This is a genomic window from Fructilactobacillus vespulae (assembly GCF_047324295.1).
Lineage (GTDB): Bacteria > Bacillota > Bacilli > Lactobacillales > Lactobacillaceae > Fructilactobacillus > Fructilactobacillus vespulae.
On sequence record NZ_CP137138.1, the window covers coordinates 682088 to 702995 of the forward strand.

Sequence of the window (20908 nt, forward strand, 5' to 3'; positions counted from 1 at the left end):
ATAATGATAGCTGTTACGAAAAAAGAAGGAGTTTCTAAATGAAAGATTCCAAGTATAAACTTGAAGTACCACAAACAGTTATTGATCAACTAGAGTTAAAAGCTGACGATAAGTTAGATTTAACGGTGGAACGAAATGGTATTTTTATCAAAAAGAGTTCTGATCCTTTAGAAACGAGCTTTGACGTTGATTATTGGTGGAATATTATTCCGGCAATTATGACTAGTATCATTTTTTATCTGTTTTTCACAATTAGGGGACAGTATTTAATTAACTTAACGGGAAGTTATTCGATTGCCACTTTGACGATTATTTTAGGTTCGGTTTCCGGGCTATTACTTTTTACGACTTTTATGATTAAAAGGCGGGATAAGTCAAAAGATCATGAGTATCGAAAGCTATATTGGCGGAGTTTTCCTACAATTGTGATTGCCTTTACGGTAATTTTGATTGTGGCGTTAATGGGCTTCTTTTGGGCAGTCGGTCGGTTATTTCTAGGGATTTCCTTTGGAATTTATACCGCAACTTTGTTAATTTTTGTCTTTCAATTGGCAATCAATACGGTCATGATTAACATTGCCAATAACATTACGCCCACGGTATTAGTGGATGTTTTTGCCCTAACGATCATTGGGGGACTAGTGGCGTCCATGCTAACCAATGGAAACTTAAAGTGGTGGCAACATAACATTAGTTTTTTAGGAACTAACAAGGCCGTGGATAGTTGGCAGTTTAACGTGACGTTTATCTTTGCTGCCTTACTAATGTTAGCGCTAATTGATTATCTGTTCGTCTCTTTGAAGCCGTTAAAACGTCCCAAAGTGAGAACCTTAATCTTGCGAATTTTATTGACCCTATTAGCTTTAGACGCAATGGCAGTTGGATTGATTGCCAATAATCGCCAGATTCCGTGGATGCATTTGTGGCATAACATTTTTGCCTGGGCGATGGCTTTGGATATTGTTATTTTAATTATGGGGATTAAATGGCTCTGGCCCGGGATTTCCAAAAGCTTCTTACAAATCTCCAATACCCTGGGAATTTTAATTATCATTACCACCTTTTTATTTAAGGGGGTTCACTATTTTTCGTTAACTGCATACGAAATTTTAGCTTCTGCCTGTGCTTTTTCTTGGATAATGTTGATTTTTCAGTATTTACTACGAGAAATTAACATGGGAACCCAACAATTTATCGTGAAGCTCAAGCAGGATGAATGAAATTTAAGAAGCTGTGCTTTATAATGATTCCAGGGAGGTATTAACTATGAAAATAGACTCAACTGTAACATTAAATAACGGAGTAAAAATGCCCCAATTAGGTTTGGGAGTATGGCGTAGTGATAACGAAACCGCTGCCCAATCAGTTCGCTTTGCACTAGCTAATGGTTACCGTGCCATTGACACTGCTAAACAATATGGAAATGAAGCCGGCGTGGGTGTCGGATTAAAACAAGGTTTGGCTGAAAATGGTTTAAACCGAGAAGATGTTTTCTTAACTACCAAAGCCTTTAATGGTGATGCTGGTTACCAATCAACCTTAGATGCCTTTAATGGTCAACTAGAAAGATTACAAACCAGTTATGTGGATTTATTAATTATTCACTGGCCAGTTAACGATAAGTACATTGATACTTGGCGTGCGTTAGAAACTATCTACCGTGAAGGAAAGGCTCGTGCCATTGGAGTTTCTAACTTTGATATTCATCGCATGAAAGACTTGATGAAGCACACTTCCATTAAACCAGTATTAAACCAAATGGAATTTAATCCACTGGAACAAGAAACTGATATTAAAGAATTCTGTGATGAAAACGATATTCTCTTAGAAGCATGGTCTCCATTAGGTCATGGTGATACTTTGAAGAATCCACAAATTCAAAAAGTAGCTGATAAGTACAACAAGTCAACTGCCCAAGTAATTATTCGTTGGGAATTACAACGAGGAGTAATTACAATTCCTAAGTCAACTCACGAAGAATACATTAAACAAAATGCGGATGTTTATGACTTCGAACTTAGCGATGCTGATGTAGCATTGATTGATAGTTTAGATCTCGACAAACGTTCACTTTGGTACGGTGTATTTAAGTGGAGTGGCAATCCAGATGGTGTTGTAGACACTGTTGATGAATGGGATAAATAAAAATTGTCATTAATGATGAAGACCTTCGGGGTTAAATTTAAAATTTAACCTTGAAGGTTTTTTTTATAAACTTTAATGAAATTGTAATATCTGCTAAAATAAAAGTAACTTAAACATATGGAGGAAATTGTCTTGATTACACAAACAATGAAAGACGGTTTAAAAACCGCTAAGGAACACAAATGGTCAATTCTAGGAATGTGGTTACCCTCATTCATCATTGGGTTAGTTTTAAATGGATTTTCAAACGTTAACCCTAATACTGCAATGGACGGTCAGTCTGCTAGTGAAGCAACTGCTGCAATCGCTAGTTCATTTAGCCAATCAATTGGGGTTGTTTTCGTAATTTCAATTATTGCTAGTTTATTTGAAGTTTCACTTCAAATGGGACTTTTAAAGGCTGATGAAGAAGGCCACTTCGAATTCAAAAAAGCCTTTGTTGGTTTTAAAGAAATGATCTGGCTATCAGTGATTGGAATTTCATTCTTAACTGGTATATTAGTTTTCGCAGTTGCTGCAGTTATCTTAGTTGCAACCATCGGATTTGCTTTTGCCGGAAACTCACAAGCTAACAACTTCTACTACGTAATTGCCGGAATTGTGGGACTATTAGGTGGAATTGCCTTGATTTACATCACCTTAGGTTTGAAATTCATCTACCTAACTTTCTACAAAGACACTAAGGATCTTGATAACGGTTTATTCAAAGCTTTCCCAGCTACTTGGAAGTTAATGAAGGGTCACCGTCTTCAATTATTAGGAATGGCAATTTTACAAATTCTAATCGCAATTGTCGCAGTAATCGTACTTGGTTTAATCATTGGTTTAGTAATTTGGCTTGGAACCATGATTAGTGTTGCTGGTTTAGCATTAACTTACGGAATTATTTTCGGAGTAATCTGCTTTGCACTAGCATTAGTAGTGTTCTTCTTCCTATCAATCTGGTTCGCAATGAACAACATCAAGTTCTTTAGAGCAATTAACAAATAGGGCTTAATTAGTACGAGATAAATTCACTTGTGTTAAAATAATCCTGTTATAAAATTAGTTTAATTAATGGAGAGAATATTATGGCTGAAAAAGTAAGTAATGAACAAATCTTAGCAGAAATCAAAGAAATCGTTGAAGATCAAACTGATATTGACGCTGCTAAAATCACAATGGATGCTAACTTCAAAGATACTTTAGATCTTGATAGTTTAGATATTTTTGAAATCGTAGATGCTCTAGAAGACAAATACGATATCGAAATTGACGGTGATGATGGAATTACCACTGTTGCAGAATTAGTTGACTACGTTGCTAAAAAGGTAAACGCCTAAGCCGAGTCAACTCAGGAGAAGAGCGCTTTGATAAAGTTTGAAAGTGGTCGTCTGGCTGATTTACAATACCAGCCTTATTACGAAAAGTTGTCAATTACGGACCAACCTAGCCAACAAAAGGCCGTGGTGGGGAAGTTGTTGTTAGCGAAATTATTAGAAGTACCAGCGGAGACGTTTCTAGCTGACGAGCAATTTACCATTGGTAAACATGGCAAGCCAGAGTTTAAACACCGCTCAGAGTTCTTTAATATTTCGCATTCAGATCAATTAGTGACGGTGGCGATTTCAGATCAACCACTGGGAATTGATATTGAAAAGATTAAACCCAAAAGCCTACAACATTTAAAAAAAGCGTTTACGGTAGCTGAATTAGGCTACTTAAACCAACTTAAAGAACCGCGCAAATCAGAACAAGTTTTACGACTTTGGACGATTAAAGAGGCGGTTTTAAAGGAAGTCGGAGTAGGTTTGACCAAAAAACCGGTCAACGTAGCCATTTCGATTCCACGAATGGATACGGCAACGTTTGCGGGTGAAACCTTTAAAATTAGTTTCTTAGGAATTGATCATGAATACATTGGCACTTTGGCAACTAAATAGCTAAAAAAATAAGCTACCGATTTAATCGGTAGCTTATTTTTATATTTTAACGACGGTGAGTTTGTTCACGATCTGGACCAACTGAGTACCAGTCTAAGTGAACCCCGACAAGTTGTTCAACTGCTTGAAGGTAAGCTTGTGCTTTTTCAGGAAGTTTATCGAAGGTATCACACTTCGTGGTATCTTCTTTCCAACCCGTAAATTCTTCGTAAACAGGTTTACATTTAGCTAAAACGTCTAGGTTAGCAGGGTAGAAGTCGATTACTTTACCATCTAATTCATAACCGGTACAAACCTTGATGGTATCTAATCCATCTAAGACGTCAACACAGTTCATTGCTAAACTAGTTAAGCCAGAAACACGAGCAGCATGGCGAAGGGTAACTGTATCTAACCAACCAATTCGACGAGGACGCTTGGTAACCGTTCCGTATTCGTGAGCGGTATCGCGAATGTAGTCCCCAGTCTCGTTAAGTTGTTCAGTTGGGAAAGGACCTTCACCAACTCGAGAAGTGTAGGCTTTGCAAACTCCGATAACGTCAGTGATTTTAGTAGGACCAATTCCGGCACCTACTGCAGCACCACCGGCAACGGGGTTAGATGAGGTTACGTATGGATAAGTTCCGTGATCAATATCCAACATAATTCCTTGCGCACCTTCGAAAAGAAGGTTTTGTGATTCGTCATTGTTAATTAAATCAGAAGTATCAGTCACGTATTTTTTCATTCGTTGACCGTACTCTACGAATTCGTCATAAATTGTGTCAAAGTCTAAAGGTTCAACTTCGTATAGCTTAGTTAAAAGTTCGTTCTTTTGACGTAAGTTTTCTTTTAAGAGTTCTTTGAAAGTCTCAGGGTAGATTAAGTCGGCAACGCGAATTCCCAAACGGGCAATCTTGTCCATGTAGGCCGGACCGATACCTTTTTGTGTGGTACCAATTTTGTTAGTCCGACTCTTTTCGCTGAGTCCATCTAATAAAATGTGGTAAGGCATAATTACTTGTGCTCGAGATGAAATCCGAAGATTATCGGTCGGAACACCGTTGTCATTTAAATATTTAATTTCTCTAAACAATGCTTTAGGATTTAGAACCACTCCGTTACCAATTACGGCTAACTTATCAGCGTAAAAAATTCCGGAAGGGAGCAATTGTAAACTAAATTTTTTGTCATTGAAGACAATTGTATGACCTGCATTATCCCCACCTTGGTATCTAGCGATGATATCGGCATCTTTACTTAAGAAGTCGACGATTTTACCTTTACCTTCATCGCCCCATTGACTACCAACTACAACTTTAACAGACATTTAAGCACCTCATAAAATAGATTTAATTTTTTTACCAAATGTTATTTTACCAATCATCATTAGGAATTACAAGCTTTTCGGGTCAATAAAAAGGGTAAAGTTCGGATTCTTTTCTAATAAATTAATTTACAATTATTTATCGACATTCATTGACAAAAAAAACGAACAATAGCACAATTATAGTATTAAGAGAATTTGTATTTTAACTTTGTGGGGGATATTTTAATGATCGAACGTTATACACGAGCACCATTAGCCCAAATTTGGAGTATGGAAAACCAATACCAATCTTGGCTAGATGTTGAAGTAGCAATTGATGAAGCCTGGAACAAACTAGGAATGATTCCAGACGAAGATATTGCAGCCATTCATAAGAACGCTAAGTTTGATGAAAAAGAAATTGCTAGAATTGAAGAAGTTACCCACCATGATGTGGTGGCCTTCACCAGAAACGTTTCTGAATACCTCGGACCCGAAAAACGTTGGATTCACTACGGAGTAACTAGTACCGATGTTGTGGATACTGCCCAAGGGGTTCGTTTGAAACAAGCTAATGAAGTGATTCGCCAAGACCTTGCTGACATTTTAGAAACCATTAAACAACAAGCATTAAAATACAAAATGACAGTTATGATGGGAAGAACTCATGGAGTGCAAGCTGAACCTACTACGTTTGGTTTGAAACTGGCTCGTTTCTATTCTGAAATGAAACGAAACCAAGCTCGTTTTGAAGAAGCTGCTGCCGGAGTGGAAGCTGGTAAAATTTCTGGGGCAGTGGGAACCTTTGCTAACATTGATCCTGCCATTGAAGCCTATGTTTGTGAAAAATTAGGTCTTCGGGCCCAAGAGATTGCTAGTCAAGTATTACCTAGAGACTTGCACGCGCAATACATTGCTACGATTGCTTTAATTGGGACCAGCTTGGAAAACTTTGCGACTGAAATCAGAAGTTTACAACGTTCAGAAATTCATGAAGTTGAAGAACACTTTGGTGCTGGTCAAAAGGGATCTTCTGCAATGCCACATAAACGAAACCCAATTGGTTCAGAAAACGTCACTGGATTGGCCAGAACGCTCCGTGGTCTAGTAACCACTGCGTACGAAAACGTTTCTTTATGGCACGAACGCGATATTTCCCATTCTTCTGCTGAACGAATCATTTTACCAGAAAGTACCGGTTTACTTGATTACATGTTGCACCGTTTCAACCGCATCTTGAAGAATTTGGATGTTTTCCCTGATCGGATGAAAGCTAACATGCAAATCACCTATGGACTTATTTACAGTCAACGCGTAATGTTGAAGTTGATTGATAGTGGTATGAGTAGAGAAGGAGCTTATGATCTAGTTCAACCACTAACTGCTAAAGCTTGGGACGAACAAACCAACTTCAAACCTTTAGTTGAAGGTAGTGCAGAAGTTATGAGTCACTTGAGTAAAGAAGAAGTCGAAGATGCCTTTGATTATCATTACCATCTTAGACACGTTGATGATATCTTTAAACGAGTTGGTTTAGAATAAAAAAGTTAAAGACCTAGCGAATAGGTCTTTTTTCATATCAGAAAGTGAGTTAAAAATGAACGTAGAATATCGAATTGAAAGCGATACTTTAGGCGAAGTGAAGGTACCAAAGTCCGCTTTATGGGGACCCCAAACCGAACGAAGTCGACATAACTTTCCTACCGGACCCTTAATGTCGGTGGAAGTGATTCGAGCTTTGATCACCATAAAAAAAGCGGCTGCCAAGGTAAACCAGCAGCAAGGGGAACTAACCGCAGCTAAGTCCGAGTTAATTGAGCAAGCGGCGGATGAACTGTTACAAAAAGATGATGATGCTTTGATGGCAGACTTTCCGTTGCACGTTTACCAAACGGGTTCGGGAACCCAAACCAACATGAACGTGAATGAGGTGCTATCTCATTTGGCTCAACAACTAGATGCAGAGGTTGAGATTCGGCCCAACGATGAAGTCAATCATTCGCAAAGTTCCAATGATACCTTCCCCACGGCGATGAATATGGCTGCCTATCAAGTGGTGCAAAAGTTAGAACCAGAGTTAGAAAAATTAATTGCGGCTTTAGATCAAGTTGCTGCCGCCAATTGGGATGTGGTTAAAATTGGAAGAACCCATTTACAAGATGCCACTCCCATTACATTTGGCCAAGAAGTTTCAGGTTGGTCCAGTACTTTAAAGCATGATTTGGCGTTAATTAAATCAGTTTCGCAAAGTTTACTAGAACTTCCCATCGGGGGAACGGCGGTCGGAACCGGGTTAAACACCACGGCAACCTTTGATCAAGAGATGGTAGCGACGTTAGGAACCGTTAATCAAGTTCAATACCAAGTCGGAAATAAATTTTACGGGATGGCGGCTCACACAGCGTTAACTGCCACTCACGGCGTAATTAGAACGTTGGCTAGTGATTTATTGAAAATTTCTAACGATATTCGTTTCTTAGCTAGTGGACCTCGTTCTGGTTATGGCGAGATTAATATTCCTGCTAACGAGCCCGGATCTTCAATTATGCCAGGGAAGGTAAATCCGACCCAGGCAGAGGCGATGACGATGGCGGCCACTAAGATTATGGGAAACGATACCACCATTGAGATGGCCAATAGTCAGGGTAATTTTGAAATGAACGTGTATAAACCGGTCATTATTGCCACGTTTATTGAATCAGTGGAATTATTAACCGGACTATTACCTAATTACACGGAAAAGATGGTAGCCGGAATTACCGTTAACCAGAAAAGAATGCAACAGCTAGTCGATGAATCGTTGATGACCGTGACAGCGTTATCGCCCCACATTGGTTATCATGAGGCGGCTACGATTGCACAAAAGGCGATGCAAAAACACCTAAACTTAAAGGATGCAGCTTTGCAATCAGGTTTAGTCAGCGAGGCCGATTTTGCCAAATGGGTTAATCCGTTAAAACTAACTAATAATGATAGAAAATAAAAAGATGAACTCATTTGAGTTCATCTTTTTTGGTTATTTATTTAAATTACGATTACGTGGTTTGGGACCACCATCGCGATCACGCTTAACCATTTCGGCAATCAACATCCGGTATTGAGTCCGGTATTCGTTATATTCCCGTTGTGATTCTTGCATGTGTTTTTCGGTATCTTGAATCTTCTTTAATAGCTCTTGGTTAGTGTATCCAGCCAGGTGCATTTGGAAATCTAAGGTTGAGTTATAAGCGTTAGATAAGGATTTGTATCCTGATTTAGTTGCTTTAGAAACCCCTTGTGCCAAGACCTTGAAGGTTGGGTTATCACTAAGATCCGTGATGTAATCCATCACTGGGGTACTGATTGAACGGTCCCAGTATGAGATTAGGGGACCGGCAAAGAAGGCTACCACGATGGAAGCAAAACCAATGGGTCCGCTAACGACTACCGCCGCAATTAAGAAACAGATATCTTGGCAAACCCGCGCCGTTTTGTAGGTAACGTGAAAACGGGTGGAAATGATAGGAGCGATGGCATCATAAGGAGCCACTCCCAAACTAGGTGACATGTAGAATGAACTACCGGCAGTAAATAATAGTAATCCTAAAATTAGGTCGGCAATCATAACCAACGCGGTCACCTTACCGGGGAACATGGCGGAATACATGGCTGAGAACCATTGAATTTCGAATCCCACTAAAATCATGTTCATGATGGTTCCTAGTCCAATCTTCTTTCGATCCAAGAAGAGGATGAAAATGAAGATGAAGAGGTTAGCTCCTAGTTGGTAGATACCTAACGTGGTATGTAACTTGTTGGCCATTCCCACGTTTAACGCGGTAAAGGGATCTAGCCCTAAAACGGCGGATGATTTTAATAGCGTTGCTCCCATTGAAAGCATTGCGATTCCGACGAAAGACATTAACGCTCGCAGAAAAATATTAACCGTTTTTCCGAGCAGCGAGAAGTTTTGCGTCGCTTGTTCGGTTGATGATTCTGTGTTTTCTTTATCCATATTAATTGAATTCCTTTCAAAGTAACGTGCACTTGTTAACATTTTAACACATTCGTAAGAATTCGTAATTTTTTATGAATTAGCGCATTTATAAGTTTTCCTAATTTTGTCTGAAAATGTTTCAATAAACAATGATTATTTAGATTAAGTATATTATAATTGAACCAATGTAATGATACAGATATCTTAATACGGAGGTATTTTAATGAAATTATTGCAACTAAATAAAAAAGAAACCAGCGCATTAAAGAAATGGAAAGCTAGAGAACAACAAACTAGTCGAATCCACAAATTAATGCACTTAGGTAAAGAGACCACATTGAAGCTAACGAATAACCAAATTCAATTATTCGTGCAAATTAAGTTGAAATATTAATATTGTAAATTAAACGAAAGTTATTTTAATAACTTTCGATTTTTTGTATCTACAGACTTGTTACTGATTAATTGATGTGTAACACGGCCGTAACATTCCGTTGAACGCCTATGATATAAGGGTTTTGGTCGTTTAACCATTTGAAATCAATTCGATAAAATTGTCAGAGTTGACTAAATTAACTAGAGTTATACTTGTACCTAATTAAAAAATAAATTTAAAATATGAGGTGTAATATGGCTGTAATGAATGCAAAAGAAATCATGGACCTAATTCCTAACCGTTATCCAATTCTATTTATTGATCGGGTAGACGAAATGGAACCAGGAAAATCAATTGTGGCAACTAAAAATGTGACTATTAACGAAGAATACTTCCAAGGTCATTTCCCTGGTAACCCAGTGATGCCTGGAGTTTTGATCATTGAATCAATGGCACAAGTTGCATCAATTTTAATTTTAAAATCAAAAGAATTTGAAAATAAGACTGCCTACCTAGGTAGTATCAAAAACGCTAAGTTTAGAAAAATGGTTGAACCAGGTGACGTCTTAACCTTTAAAGTTACGATGGATAAGGTTAGAGACCACGCTGGGTTAGTTTCTTGTGTAGCTTATGTCGGTGACGAAAAAGCCTGTGAAACTAAGCTAACCTTTATCGTTGATGATGTAGAAAGAAAATAAGATGAGCTTTAAGATTAAAGCAGTTGCGAAGTCAATTCCCAAAAAGGTGGTTACTAATGACGACCTGACTAAGTTGATGGATACATCTGATGAATGGATCCAAAAGCGAACGGGAATTAAGCAACGCCACGTGGTTACCGATGAACGAAATACTACGCTTGCAATTGATGTAGCGGAAAAGTTAATCGCTCAATCTCGTGTTACAATATCAAAGATTAATTATATTATCGTGGCAACTATGTCACCGGAATACCAAATGCCTTCGACTGCGGCAATGGTACAAGGCGCAGTCGGAGCAATTAATGCAATTGCCTTTGACATTAGTGCGGCTTGCTCGGGATTTGTTTACGGGGTATCGGTGTTAAATTCGCTGCTAGCTAAACAACCGGGTGGAGTTGGGATCATTATTGGTAGCGAACAGTTAAGTCGGTTGATTGACTGGTCTGATCGCAGTACTGCGGTCCTCTTTGGGGACGGAGCTGCGGGAATCTTGGTAGAAAACGATGGCAGCGATGCGCGCGTGCTCAGCGAGGATTTGAAGACCCAAGGAGCGGATGGCCAGTGTTTAACTGCCGGAAAGTATCCTAGTCAAACACCATTTAGCAAGACTGATGGCGATCCATTCTTTAAAATGGATGGTCATGCGGTGTATAACTTTGCTACCAAGCAGGTACCCATTTCCATTAAAAAAGCAGTGCAGGAGGCGGGGCTTGAACTCGACCAGATTGACTGCTTTGTAATGCACCAAGCCAACCAACGAATTGTGACGCGAGTGGCTAAGAAACTCGATCTCGATTTAGCCAAATTTCCCATTAACATTGATAAATATGGGAATACGGCAGCAGCTAGTGAGCCAATTTTACTAGCTGAATTAGAACAAACTGGAAAAATAAAACGTGGGGACTATCTAGCCCTAACTGGTTTTGGCGGTGGGTTAACCGTGGGAACCGTAATTATTAAATACTAAATAAAGCAGAATTAAGGGAGAAATAACATGACTGAAAACACACAAACTCAAATTTTAGACAAGATTAAAGAAATCGTTGCTGACCAAACTGACGTAAACGTTGACGATATCAAATTAGATACTAACTTAAAAGATGGATTAGACTTAGATAGTTTAGATATTTTTGAAATCGTGGATGCTTTAGAAGACGAATACGATATTGAAATTGATGGTGACGACGGAATTGAAACAGTTCAACAACTAGTTGACTACGTTCAAAACAAAATTAAATAGTCGCTGATTTAGAGGAATAGTATGAAGAAAATTGGTTATTTATTTAGTGGACAGGGAAGTCAATTTGAAAAGATGGGGCAAGACCTTTATGCCAGTGAGCCAACCTATCGCCAAGTGATTGACGAAGCTAGTTCCGTTTTAGATTTAGACTTGGCAGATGAAAGCGTGATGGATGATCCTAAAAACGTGCAAGTGGCGATTTTAGCGATGAGCTATGGAATTTATTGCACCGTTAAAAATCAATTTCCTAAAGCACAGGCAATGTTAGGTTTGAGTTTAGGTGAATATGGCGCCTTAGTTGCCAGTGGAGCCCTAGATTTCAAGACGGCGCTTTTACTGGTTAGAGACCGTTCTCAATACATGGCAGAAGCCGGAGCAGCCAACCCAGGTTCGATGGCGGCTGTCTTAAAGTTGGCACCGGAAAAAGTAGCAGCGGTTTGTGCAGAGATTGCGGGTGTGTATCCCGCTAACTACAACACCGCTACGCAAACTGTGATTGGTGGAGAAACTAGTAGTGTGCAAACGGCCATTACGACACTCAAAGAAGCGGGGGCTAAAAGAGTCGTTCCGTTGAAAGTGGCGGTCGCTTCGCACACGCCTTTGATGCAAAGTGCTAGCGATAAGTTGGCAACCCGTTTACAAGACGTGAACTTTTCTGAATTTACGATTCCGGTGATTAGTAACACCACGGGTCGTCAATTTGAAAAAGATAGCGTAAAGGCAACTTTACGAGATCAATTAATTAAGCCCACTCATTTTGCAACGGACCTTGAATACTTAAATGATCAATTTGAAGTTGATACTTTGATTGAAATTGGACCGGGTGATACCCTTAGTCGTTTTGCTAAAAAGACGCTCAAGGGAATTAATACTTATCAAGTCGATAGTGTGGCTAGTTTAAACCAGGTTCAAGAAATGATGAAAGAAGAGGATTAAACATGACTGAAGAAAAACAAATTGTCCTAGTTACTGGGGCAACTAAGGGAATTGGATTAGCAACTGCCAAGCGTTTAGCACAAAATCCAAATAATTTGGTAGTGCTTAATTCTCACCGCGAGTTAGGTGAAGCGGAAGCTGCCGCATTAAAAGCAGAATTTGCAAACGAAGTTAGAATTATGACAGGTGACGTTGCTGACGAAGCGGACGCACAACGAATGATTAATGACTTGGTGGAAGAATTCGGCAAAATCGATGTTTTAGTTAATAATGCGGGAATGACGCAAGACAAGTTAATGACTAGAATGACGGAAGAATCATTCAAAGCGGTCGTGAACACTAACTTAGTGGGAACTTTCAACATGTCAAAGCTTGCCCTTAAGGTAATGCAAAAGAAACGTAGTGGGGTAATTATCAACATGTCTAGTATTGCTGGAACTCACGGAAACGTGGGTCAAGCAAACTATTCCGCAAGTAAGGCTGGAATCGTGGGATTGACTAAGACAACTGCTCAAGAAGGTTCACTTCGTGGAGTTCGTTGTAACGCAATCGCACCCGGCATGATTAAAACTGATATGACCGCAAAATTAAGCGATAAAATCGTAAAACAATTTGAAGAAAAAATTCCGCTTCATCGTTTTGGAACGGCAGAAAATATTTCTCAAACCGTAGAATTTTTAATTGAAAACGACTATATGACAGGTCAAGTAATTACCGTTGACGGTGGGTTAACCATCTAGTCAGGTGAAGTAGGAGGAAAAAAGTGGAAAGAAGAGTTGTTGTAACTGGAATTGGTGCACTTTCAGCAATTGGAAATAGTGCCGATGAATTTATTAAAAATATGTTGGCATCAAAGGTTGGAATTGCTCCAATTACCCATTTTGATGCTTCAGATACTGGAATTACGGTTGCTGGTGAATTAAAGGACTTTAACCCCAGTGATCGTTTAGATAAAAAGGATTACAAACGTTTAGATCCATACGCACAATACGCTTTGTATTCTGCAAAAGAAGCAATGGAACAAGCTGGTTTAGTAGCAAACGAAAATTACAACCCTGATGATTTAGGGGTAATTTACGGTGCCGGAATTGGTGGAATTGGAACCATTGAAGAACAAGTAATTAAGGCCCACGAAAAGGGACCTAAGCGAGTTTCTCCATTATTTGTTCCTAAAGCCATTTCCAACATGGGTGCCGGAAACATTTCGATGTACTTTGATGCAAAGAATACTTCTCAAACCATTGTAACGGCCTGTGCTGCCGGAACTAACGCCGTGGGAAATGCCTTTGAATTAATTAAACAAGGTAAAGCCAAGGTGATGATTACCGGTGGTTCCGAAGCCGCCGTTACTAACATGGGAATTTCTGGATTTGCGGCCTTAACCGCCCTTTCAACGGAAGAAGACCCAATGAAGGCTTCCATGCCATTTGATAAAGACCGAAGTGGTTTTGTTCTAGGTGAAGGTGCCGGAACTCTAGTATTAGAAGATTACGAACACGCCAAAGCCCGTGGAGCTAAGATCTTAGCTGAAGTAGTTGGTTACGGAACCACTAGTGATGCTTACCATCTAACTGCTCCAGATCCAGAAGGTCGCGGAGCCATCAGAGCGATGGAACAAGCAGTTAACGAAGCAGGAATTGGTTTAGATGAACTAGACTACGTTAATGCCCACGGAACTGCTACACACGCTAATGATTCTGGTGAAGCTGCTGCGATTGGTAAGTTATTCAAGGATAACGACCACGTTAAAACTAGTTCCATTAAGGGAATGATTGGACACTCTCTTGGAGCAGCCGGTGGTCTAGAAGCCGTTGCCTTAGTAGGAACCTTATTAAACGGTCAAATGCCAGTTAACGTTGGTCTAGTAAACAAAGATCCAGAAGTTAAGATTGATTTAGTAACTGATGAAAACAAAAACGATACGGTAAAAACCGCAATTAGTAACTCATTTGGTTTTGGTGGTCATAATGCCGTTATTGCAATGAGAAAGTGGGAAGAAGACTAATGAACGAAACAGACATAGAACGCTTACTCGAAAAATTTGATAACTCTGGACTTCAAGAATTAAAAATTGATGGTAACGGCGTGGACGTCTATTTCAGTAAGTTAGATAAACAAACCGTGGTTAACCAAGCGCCAGCTGCTTCAACTGAGGCAGAACCAGTTAGTGCTAGCGCTAAACCAAAAGCTAGCGAAAACACGATGGTAAAAGCAAGCATGGTTGGATTGGTTTACTTTGCTCCAAGTCCAGATAAGCCACCTTACAAAGAAGTGGGTGACCACGTCAAAAAGGGTGAAACTATTTGTGCTATTGAAGCTATGAAACTAATCAACGAGATTAAGAGTCCCGTTTCAGGAATTATCACTAAGAGAATTGTCAGCGATGGTGAAATGGTCGAATTTGACCAACCAATGTTTGAAATCAAGGAGGATTAAGATGGAGTTAAACGTACAAGACTTTATTCCCCAACGTTATCCCTTTCAAATGATTGATCAAATTATTGACGTTAAACCGGGTGAATCAGCAGAAGCAATTAAAAACCTTTCAGTTAATGAATGGTTTTTTTCTAATGGAAACCAATTTAAGATGCCACGTCCCATTATTATCGAATCTTTAGCACAAACCGGAGTGGTTGCCATTTTATCCATGCCCGAATACAAGGGTAAAAATGTCTTTTTTGGTGGAATTAAAGAAGCAACCTTTTCTGATGATCTTCGTCCGGGAGATAGCCTCCGTTTGAAAGTGGAACTAACTAAGTTAAAACGTAGCATCGGGGTAGGACATGCCGAAGTTATTCGGGATGGGGAAACTATCGTTGCTGCCGATTTAATGTTTGCGATTGGGTGACAAGATGTTTAAAAAAGTATTGATTGCGAACCGTGGAGAAATCGCGGTTCAAACTATCAGAGCGTTACATGAAATGAATATCACAGCGGTAGCGGTTTATTCTACGGCTGATAAAGACAGTCTTTTTGTCCGACTTGCTGATGAAACGGTATGTATCGGGAAGGGACTTCCGGGGGAATCTTATTTAAAAATGGGAGCAATCCTAGATGCAGCGGTTTTAACTGCTGCAGATGCAATTTTCCCAGGCTATGGCTTTTTATCAGAAAACGAAGACTTTGCTGAACTCTGTGAAGAATATGGGATCAAATTTATTGGACCTAGTTCAAAAGTGATTGATTTAATGGGAAATAAGTCCAATGCTAAAGCAACCATGCAAAGACTAGAAGTACCTACGATTCCTGGATCAGATGGATACGTAACTTCCTTAGAACAGGCGCGAGAAATTGCTGCTGAAATTGGTTATCCCGTCATGTTAAAGGCCGCAGCAGGTGGTGGTGGAAAGGGAATTCGTCAGGCTAATAATGCTAGTGAGTTGGCGGATGTTTACTTAACCACTAAACAAGAAATTAAGTTATCCTACGGTGATGACCGGCTCTATTTAGAAAAAGATTTATCAGACGCTAAGCACATTGAAATGCAAGCCATTGCAGATCAAAACGGACACGTGGTCTATTTTCCAGAACGTGACTGTTCCCTTCAAAGAAATCACCAAAAGGTAATTGAAGAATCACCTTGTGCCGAAATTAGTGCAGCAGAACGAGCAGAATTAGGTCAGATTGTGGCTAATGCAATGGTTGGAATTAAGTATGAAAATACGGGAACCTTTGAATTTTTGATGGACCGAGATCACCATTTCTACTTTATGGAAATGAACACGAGACTACAGGTGGAACATACCATTACCGAAGAAGTTGCTGGAGTTGAATTAATCAAAGCCATGATTATGGTAGCGGCAGGCCTAGACCTTCCGTTTACCCAAAGTGATTGTGGCGTTAAAGGTTATGCAATTGAATGTCGGATTAATGCCGAAGATCCACGCCGTAATTTCCAACCAACTCCTGGAAAAATCGACTACGTTTGGTTCCCATTTGGAACTAAAGGAGTGCGGATTGATTCCGGAATTGAGATGGGTGATGTAATTTCCCCATTTTATGATTCAATGATTGCTAAAATCATTGTGCACATGCCCACGAAGGCAGCGGCAATTCAAAAAATGGTTCGGGTGCTTCGTGAATTTAAGATTCAAGGAGTTCAGACCAATCGTCAATTTTTAATTGATTTATTGAACGATGAAGCCGTCCAAAAGGGTGAGTTTAATAATTTATACTTAGAACAACAATTTTTGAAAGAGTGGGTGAGTCATCATGAATAAAGACGATGGTAAGCCAAACATTGCAGAATTAAAGCAAAGAATGGATGAGGTTCCCGATGTGTGGACCAAATGTCCTGCTTGTGGTGCTGCAATCTATAAGAAGAACATTGATGAGTTTCAAGAATGTCCTAACTGTTACTATGGTTTTCGTTTAGGTGCAGAAGAACGAATCGAAATGGTGTGTGATGCGTTTACGCCCATTAACCAGGAGATTCAAGCGGATGCTAAATATGACGATCCCAAATACTTAGGTAAGTTAGAAAAAGCCCGGAAAATCACCGGATTAAACGAAGGGGTTTTAACCGGAATTGGTTTAATTAATGGTTATAAAGTGGCAGTCGGAGTGATGGATTGGCGCTTTATCATGGGTAGTTTAGGAACTGCGACAGGTGAAGTGATTGCTAAACTTTTTGAAACCGCCACGGAAAAACACTTGCCGGTCATTTTATTTACGGCTTCAGGGGGAGCCCGAATGCAAGAAGGAATTAATTCCCTCATGCAAATGGCGAAGGTTTCAGAAGCAGTCGGAAAACACGACGAAGCCGGTTTGCTTTACGTGAGTTATCTTTGTGACCCAACGACTGGTGGGGTAACTGCCAGTTTTGCGATGCAAGGAGACCTATTGCTTTCTGAACCGCATACTTTGATTGGATTTGCGGGCCGTCGAGTAATCGAGCGGACCATCCAACAAGTTCCACCCAAAGATTTTCAAAAGGCAGAAACGTTATTACAAAATGGCTTCTTAGATAAAATTGTAAAACGTTGTGATATGAAAGAAACTTTGACCAAAATTTTGGCACTACACGAGGGTGGTGAAACTCATGGCGAATAATTCAGCATTTGATCGAGTTTTACAAGCTCGTTCTAGTGAAAAAATTCAAATTAAAGCGTTAGTCAACGGAATTACAGATGATTTTATTGAATTGCATGGTGATCGGGCCTACGGTGATGATGCCGCAATTTATTCTGGAATCGGGTTTTTAAACGGTGAGGCCGTCACTATCATCGGAATCAGAAAGAGTGATGACGACGTTAATAACGAAGAAGTTCACTTTGGTTCAGCTGAGCCGGATGGTTATCGTAAAGCACTTCGTTTAATGAAACAAGCGGAGAAGTTTAACCGTCCTGTAATCACTTTAATTAACACTCCTGGGGCTTATCCGGATGTGGAAGCCGAATACCACGGTCAGGGATATATGATTTCCCAATTAATTTTGGAAGGAATGCGACTAAAGGTTCCATATATCTCCGTGATTGTTGGTGAAGGTGGTAGTGGTGGAGCATTAGCACTAGCCGTTGGAGATTGCGTCTGGGCATTTGAAGAGAGTATCTATTCAATCCTTTCTCCCGAAGGATATGCTACAATTTTATGGAAAGACTCTAGTCGTGCTCGTGAAGCGGCCGAGGAAATGAAGTTAACTCCAACTGATTTATTAGAAAATGGAATTATCGATCAGATTATTCCAGAAGTAAGAACTGATAAGGATTTAAATGAGTTTAAACAGGCTTTAAGCAAACAAATTAAAACCATTCGCGAACTATCAGTTTCAGAAATGTTAAACAAACGGCGAGATCGTTATCGAGCTTTCTAAAATAATTTGATGAATTTGAGAGGATTGAAAGAAATGTCAATTGATTTATTAAAAGGTAAAAAAATCGTGGTAATGGGAGTTGCTAACAAGAAAAGTATTGCTTGGGGTTGTGCCAAGGCGATCAAAGAACTTGGTGGTGAAGTAATTTTAACTTACCAAAATGACCGAATGAAAACTAGTTTAGAACGTTTTGTTGATGCAGAAACTCCGATGGTTGAGTGTGATGTAATTGATGATGCCAACGTGGAAAAAGCGTTTGCTGAAATTAAAGATATCGCTGGTGGAAAAATCGATGGGGTAATTCACGCCGTTGCATATGCAGACCGCGACACCCTTCAAAACGGAGTTATTAATACTAAACAAGCTGGCTTTAACCTTGCTGCAGATATCAGTTCATATTCATTGATTTCTGTTAGTCGTGAAGCTGCCAAGATTATGAACGAACACGGTAGCATTGTAACCTTGACCTACATGGGCTCAACTTATGCAATTCCTAACTACAACATGATGGGAATTGCCAAAGCTGCTTTGGAATCAGCAATGCGTTACCTAGCAGTTGAACTGGGTGAACAAGGAATCAACGTTAACGCAATTTCAGCTGGGGCAGTCCGGACTTTAGCAGTTACTGGAGTTAAAGGACACAGTGACCTACTTAAGACCTCAGAATCACTTACAACTGATGGTAAGAGTGTTTCTAAACAAGAAATTGGAAATACCGCTGCTTTCTTACTAAGTGACCTAGCAACCGGAATTACTGGTGATGTAATTTATGCTGATAAAGGGGTTCACCTTTTCTCAACTAAGTAATCATGAAATCAACAGAAATTACCAATAAAATTTGGCAACCTTTAAATGAATGTTTGATATTTGCTTCAATTGACTCGACAATGAATTATGCCCAGACCAGGAATTGGTCTGGGTTTAATTTGGTTCTAGCCGAAAAACAAACGCAGGGTAAAGGCCAACACGGTCATTCCTTTATGTCACCTGCAACCGGGATTTATGAAACCATCATTTTACCGGTTACGGAACGGTTTTTACAGCAACCGGGGATGTTGACGTTAGGCATCGGGGTTTGTGTGCGCCAAGCAATTCAAAATGTTTTAGGGGTAAATACCCAGTTAAAGTGGGTCAATGATCTCTATTTAAATGCCAAAAAATGCGGGGGAATCTTAGTCGAGGTACAAAGTAATCCCCAAAATGAACCAGAAAATTTTGTATTAGGAATTGGCTTAAATTTAGTTAATAATTCCAAACTAGCTGAGGTGCAAGCCACTAGTTTAAGTGATAATGATGACTTGAAGGAAGATTTGATTGCAGAGATTTATAACTTAATCGTGGCTATGTATCAAAATCCAGATCAAGAAAAGATTGTCACGGAATATGAAAATCATCTGATTTGGAAGAATCAGGTGGTTTCAGTGTTAGTAGCAGGAAAACTAATCACAGGTAAGATTGTTGGACTAACGAGCGATTTTAGGCTAATATTAGTTGACCGAGATAATAAATATTATCGACTAACGACTGATCAATCCCAACATTTGCGGATTAAAACTGATTAATAAGGAATTTTTATGGCTAAGCTAAATAAAAAAAAGAATAGCAGTAAAAAGGAAATTGTGTACGGTTTGTTTGAACTAATGATGGAGAAACCGTATCCAGACATTACGGTGAAAGAGATTTGTGAGCAATCAGAGGTTTCACGGATGACTTTTTATCGTAATTTTCATACCAAAGAAGACGTCATTTTTGCCCAGTTTGATATGGTTTACTCGACTTTTTTGAAACGACTAGTCATTCAGAACCGCTTTACCTTTTATGACGTTGCCATGACTTTTTTTGCCATTATTAAAGAAAACCAATTTATGATGGAAGCAATCGTCAAAAATGATTTATCAAACTTCTTGTTAAGCGTTTTGCGAAAATACATTAAGGCGTTGATTGATAATCAGATCCTAATCACGCGAGAAAAGTCATCTAATTTATTGGTGGCAATGATATCCGGTGGTTTAACGGAGATTATAATCACGTGGACTAACGACGGAATGAAGCAACCGGTTGATGAACTAGTGATCTTTGCTTCGAAGTACATGCATTTAAAAACCAACTAAAAAAGGACGAAGAGTAAAATTCTCTTCGTCCTTTTATTTTTTATCAATGGTAGCAAAAAAGCACCCAACCGAAGTTGAGTGCTTTTTAAAAGTTAATTATTCTGCTGGAGTAACGTTAGCAGCTTGTGGGCCACGGTCGCCATCTTCAACGTCTAAAGTAACTTTTTCGCCTTCATCAAGAGTCTTGAATCCGTCTTTGTTAATAGCTGAGAAGTGTACGAATACGTCACCATCATCAGTAGTGATGAAACCGTAACCTTTATCAGCATTAAACCATTTTACTGTACCTTGCTTCATAATATAAAACCTCCATATAATTATTAATGTTGCTCAAGTCTGAATCTAATAAGGAAGTTATCTCATATTACATAAAACAAGAAACCTTAAAAACTCGAAACCTTACA

Annotated in this window: 25 protein-coding genes; 22 read left to right on the forward strand and 3 right to left on the reverse strand. The window is 39.3% G+C overall.

Annotation, left to right across the window (positions count from 1 at the left end; translation table 11 throughout):
- Positions 1-38: 38 nt before the first annotated feature.
- The 5 genes from R4B61_RS03105 to R4B61_RS03125 all read left to right on the forward strand — a co-directional run bounded on the left by R4B61_RS03105 (position 39) and on the right by R4B61_RS03125 (position 4067).
- On the forward strand, positions 39-1220 hold the full coding sequence (locus R4B61_RS03105) for a DUF998 domain-containing protein (RefSeq protein WP_413628181.1): 1182 nt from the start codon (positions 39-41) through the stop codon (positions 1218-1220).
- Positions 1221-1266: 46 nt separating this feature from the next.
- Complete coding sequence (locus R4B61_RS03110; protein ID WP_413628182.1) at positions 1267-2145, forward strand: aldo/keto reductase; 879 nt, start codon at positions 1267-1269, stop codon at positions 2143-2145.
- 132 nt (positions 2146-2277) lie between these two features.
- Positions 2278-3135 (forward strand): hypothetical protein, encoded by an 858-nt coding sequence (locus R4B61_RS03115; protein WP_413628183.1) that lies wholly within the window; start codon positions 2278-2280, stop codon positions 3133-3135.
- Between the two features lie 80 nt (positions 3136-3215).
- Entirely contained in the window at positions 3216-3467 is a 252-nt protein-coding gene (locus tag R4B61_RS03120) for an acyl carrier protein (RefSeq protein ID WP_413628184.1), read from the forward strand.
- 27 nt (positions 3468-3494) lie between these two features.
- Positions 3495-4067 (forward strand): 4'-phosphopantetheinyl transferase family protein, encoded by a 573-nt coding sequence (locus R4B61_RS03125; RefSeq protein ID WP_413628185.1) that lies wholly within the window; start codon positions 3495-3497, stop codon positions 4065-4067.
- Positions 4068-4113: 46 nt separating this feature from the next.
- Here the strand turns inward: R4B61_RS03125 and R4B61_RS03130 are convergent, their stop codons facing one another.
- Positions 4114-5376, reverse strand: a complete 1263-nt coding sequence (locus R4B61_RS03130) for an adenylosuccinate synthase (protein ID WP_413628186.1) — start codon at positions 5374-5376, stop codon at positions 4114-4116.
- Positions 5377-5601: 225 nt separating this feature from the next.
- Here R4B61_RS03130 and purB point away from each other — a divergent pair, with 225 nt between their 5' ends.
- Together purB and R4B61_RS03140 are read left to right on the forward strand one after the other, a co-directional pair.
- Entirely contained in the window at positions 5602-6897 is a 1296-nt protein-coding gene (gene purB, locus R4B61_RS03135) for an adenylosuccinate lyase (RefSeq protein ID WP_413628187.1), read from the forward strand.
- Positions 6898-6952: 55 nt separating this feature from the next.
- Entirely contained in the window at positions 6953-8338 is a 1386-nt protein-coding gene (locus R4B61_RS03140) for a class II fumarate hydratase (protein WP_413628188.1), read from the forward strand.
- Between the two features lie 33 nt (positions 8339-8371).
- Here the strand turns inward: R4B61_RS03140 and R4B61_RS03145 are convergent, their stop codons facing one another.
- Positions 8372-9349 (reverse strand): YczE/YyaS/YitT family protein, encoded by a 978-nt coding sequence (locus R4B61_RS03145; RefSeq protein WP_413628189.1) that lies wholly within the window; start codon positions 9347-9349, stop codon positions 8372-8374.
- Between the two features lie 205 nt (positions 9350-9554).
- On the opposite strand from R4B61_RS03145, the gene R4B61_RS03150 reads away from it, so the two are divergent.
- From R4B61_RS03150 to R4B61_RS03220, 15 genes are all read left to right on the forward strand, one after another.
- On the forward strand, positions 9555-9725 hold the full coding sequence (locus R4B61_RS03150; protein ID WP_413628190.1) for a hypothetical protein: 171 nt from the start codon (positions 9555-9557) through the stop codon (positions 9723-9725).
- A 236-nt stretch (positions 9726-9961) separates the two neighbouring features.
- The gene (fabZ, locus tag R4B61_RS03155; protein WP_413628191.1) at positions 9962-10405 is read left to right on the forward strand and encodes a 3-hydroxyacyl-ACP dehydratase FabZ; all 444 of its coding nucleotides are present in this window, start codon (positions 9962-9964) and stop codon (positions 10403-10405) included.
- Position 10406: 1 nt separating this feature from the next.
- Positions 10407-11372, forward strand: coding sequence for a beta-ketoacyl-ACP synthase III (locus tag R4B61_RS03160; protein ID WP_413628192.1), 966 nt, complete (start codon positions 10407-10409; stop codon positions 11370-11372).
- A gap of 27 nt (positions 11373-11399) precedes the next feature.
- Entirely contained in the window at positions 11400-11645 is a 246-nt protein-coding gene (locus tag R4B61_RS03165; RefSeq protein WP_413628193.1) for an acyl carrier protein, read from the forward strand.
- A 21-nt stretch (positions 11646-11666) separates the two neighbouring features.
- The gene (locus R4B61_RS03170; protein WP_413628194.1) at positions 11667-12581 is read left to right on the forward strand and encodes an ACP S-malonyltransferase; all 915 of its coding nucleotides are present in this window, start codon (positions 11667-11669) and stop codon (positions 12579-12581) included.
- A 2-nt stretch (positions 12582-12583) separates the two neighbouring features.
- Complete coding sequence (gene fabG / locus R4B61_RS03175) at positions 12584-13321, forward strand: 3-oxoacyl-ACP reductase FabG (RefSeq protein ID WP_413628195.1); 738 nt, start codon at positions 12584-12586, stop codon at positions 13319-13321.
- Between the two features lie 23 nt (positions 13322-13344).
- Positions 13345-14586 (forward strand): beta-ketoacyl-ACP synthase II, encoded by a 1242-nt coding sequence (gene fabF, locus R4B61_RS03180; protein ID WP_413628196.1) that lies wholly within the window; start codon positions 13345-13347, stop codon positions 14584-14586.
- The gene (locus R4B61_RS03185; RefSeq protein ID WP_413628197.1) at positions 14586-15017 is read left to right on the forward strand and encodes an acetyl-CoA carboxylase biotin carboxyl carrier protein; all 432 of its coding nucleotides are present in this window, start codon (positions 14586-14588) and stop codon (positions 15015-15017) included. Before fabF ends, R4B61_RS03185 begins: the two co-directional genes overlap by 1 nt.
- Position 15018: 1 nt before the next feature.
- Positions 15019-15429 carry a 3-hydroxyacyl-ACP dehydratase FabZ family protein gene (locus R4B61_RS03190; protein WP_413628198.1) on the forward strand — a complete coding sequence of 137 codons (411 nt, stop codon included), beginning with the start codon at positions 15019-15021 and terminating at the stop codon, positions 15427-15429.
- Positions 15430-15433: 4 nt separating this feature from the next.
- On the forward strand, positions 15434-16801 hold the full coding sequence (locus R4B61_RS03195; protein ID WP_413628199.1) for an acetyl/propionyl/methylcrotonyl-CoA carboxylase subunit alpha: 1368 nt from the start codon (positions 15434-15436) through the stop codon (positions 16799-16801).
- Positions 16794-17633 (forward strand): acetyl-CoA carboxylase carboxyltransferase subunit beta, encoded by an 840-nt coding sequence (locus tag R4B61_RS03200; protein ID WP_413628200.1) that lies wholly within the window; start codon positions 16794-16796, stop codon positions 17631-17633. Before R4B61_RS03195 ends, R4B61_RS03200 begins: the two co-directional genes overlap by 8 nt.
- Positions 17623-18393, forward strand: a complete 771-nt coding sequence (gene accA, locus R4B61_RS03205; RefSeq protein ID WP_413628201.1) for a carboxyltransferase subunit alpha — start codon at positions 17623-17625, stop codon at positions 18391-18393. The genes R4B61_RS03200 and accA overlap by 11 nt, the downstream gene beginning before the upstream one ends.
- A 33-nt stretch (positions 18394-18426) precedes the next feature.
- Complete coding sequence (gene fabI, locus R4B61_RS03210) at positions 18427-19200, forward strand: enoyl-ACP reductase FabI (RefSeq protein WP_413628202.1); 774 nt, start codon at positions 18427-18429, stop codon at positions 19198-19200.
- A 2-nt stretch (positions 19201-19202) separates the two neighbouring features.
- Positions 19203-19955, forward strand: coding sequence for a biotin--[acetyl-CoA-carboxylase] ligase (locus tag R4B61_RS03215; protein ID WP_413628203.1), 753 nt, complete (start codon positions 19203-19205; stop codon positions 19953-19955).
- A 12-nt stretch (positions 19956-19967) separates the two neighbouring features.
- Positions 19968-20504: a TetR/AcrR family transcriptional regulator gene (locus tag R4B61_RS03220; RefSeq protein ID WP_413628204.1), complete on the forward strand. Its 537-nt coding sequence runs from the start codon at positions 19968-19970 to the stop codon at positions 20502-20504.
- Positions 20505-20600: 96 nt separating this feature from the next.
- Here the strand turns inward: R4B61_RS03220 and R4B61_RS03225 are convergent, their stop codons facing one another.
- A complete protein-coding gene (locus R4B61_RS03225) occupies positions 20601-20801 on the reverse strand; it encodes a cold-shock protein (RefSeq protein ID WP_413628205.1) in 201 nt (66 codons plus the stop codon).
- Positions 20802-20908: the final 107 nt, after the last annotated feature.